The sequence below is a fragment of the Lewinellaceae bacterium genome (genome assembly GCA_020636135.1).
Lineage (GTDB): Bacteria > Bacteroidota > Bacteroidia > Chitinophagales > Saprospiraceae > JAGQXC01.
In genome coordinates this window covers 1-1,105 of record JACJYK010000009.1, presented here as the reverse complement: position 1 = coordinate 1,105, position 1,105 = coordinate 1, and the positions used below count along the sequence as shown (strand labels likewise).

The following is a 1,105-nucleotide window of genomic DNA, read 5'->3' as shown; positions in this document are numbered from 1 at the left end:
TGGGTCAGCCGGCAGCATGTTCTTGATGGCATCCCGTAGTGCATTTAAGCGGGCTTCACGTTCAGTGATTTCTTCATTGGCTTCGCCGTCTTTTGGTAGCGGACGGTGGATGCTTATGCCTTTTCCAATCAACTCATTCCGCAGTGCCTCCAGCCAACGATGCAGGTGTAGTGTGGAATAACAATCTTCTTCGTTGTAGCGCTCCACCGTATAGCTAATGGCTTCGTCCAGGGTGGCATCGCCGATCTCCAGGCTGGATTGCAGAGCCCGCAATGCTTGTCCGGCTTCCTGTAATGGCGTTTCCCGTTCAAATCCATAAAATCGCTCCATCTCTTTGAGCGAATACGACTCTACACTGGCCCGGATGGCATGCCGTAAGACCTGGTACAGGTCGATGAACCGTTCGCCACGCAGCAATTGATCCACCTCCTGGATGTGCGTATTGTGTTTGGTCATCAGCCGCTTTAGGGTCGCCGGCTCGTAAGGTGCGAAGTGGTAAATGTGCATATCCGGATTTGCCTCCCGCCGGGCATGCAGCCAGTCGATCAATTCAACAAACTGCTCCTTTTCTTCCGCACCATTCAGTGCCCAGCGGGCCTGGTAGGTCCAGTCCTGGTTATCATCTTTAAGGACTACCCCAAAGAGGTATTGCAGTCCGCCATCTTCCAGAAAGCGATCGGATTCCAGGTCCAGGTAGACATCACCCGGGCTTGGTTCGGGAAGCAAAAGAAATCCTTTCCGGGGTGCTCCCTCATCCTGGATTACCGGAAGTAATTCATAGAGGTTTTCGTGTTGGGTTCTGCCGCGGTCCTGGATATTGGCCTGCTGATGCAGCTTGATATAAGTCTCTTTTTGTCCGCGGTGTGGGCGGAAGGTGGGCTCCTTACTGGCCAGTTCATTTAATTTGGTGATGCCATTACCGGATAATTCTGCGATTGCCATCCGCGAGATGCCGGCGACATAGGTCAGGTGATCGTCGTCGCGGCGTTGCTTTTCACAGCGCTTCCACCAGGTGCATTGTTCGCAGTGCGGGACCGGATCAGGATAGGAATTTTCTAGTTCTTCCGTACCGATCATCGCTCCAAACTGCTTTTTGAGGTGGCGA

1 protein-coding gene is annotated in these 1,105 nt (G+C 53.0%); it reads right to left on the bottom strand.

What is annotated here, in order from left to right; translation table 11 throughout:
* Nucleotides 1-1,105, bottom strand: a 1,105-nt coding sequence (locus tag H6570_22650; protein ID MCB9322093.1) for a TM0106 family RecB-like putative nuclease, incomplete at both ends; no start/stop codon positions are given.